The organism is Bacillus sp. SIMBA_154, assembly GCF_046536015.1.
Lineage (GTDB): Bacteria > Bacillota > Bacilli > Bacillales > Bacillaceae > Bacillus > Bacillus pumilus_P.
The window spans coordinates 1-244 of record NZ_JAWJBV010000553.1 but is presented as its reverse complement, the minus strand read 5'-3'; the positions used below and the strand labels follow the sequence as shown (position 1 = coordinate 244).

Below are 244 nucleotides of genomic sequence, written 5' to 3'. Positions count from 1 at the left end.
GCTGAAAATAAAAGCCAAGAGGCTTCCGAGCGCAACACGCGGCAGAAAACCGAAAATCGTCTCAAGGGCAGGCTGTGCGATATCTGACGCAGCCGGTTTATATAAAAGAGCCCCCTGCATGGCGCATGTCAAAGCGAGCAGAGTGGAAAACCCGAGCCAGACGGCTTTGCGCGCTTCCCTGGGACCGTATTTTTCATTCAGCACATCCGTTGCGAAGAAAACGGTGCCGTACATGATATTTCCC

General features: G+C 52.9%; 1 protein-coding gene. It reads right to left on the bottom strand.

Features of this window, described 5'->3' with window-relative positions:
* Positions 1-244 (bottom strand): queuosine precursor transporter (locus R0K30_RS23135; RefSeq protein ID WP_410613332.1); only part of this gene is annotated, 244 nt, incomplete at both ends.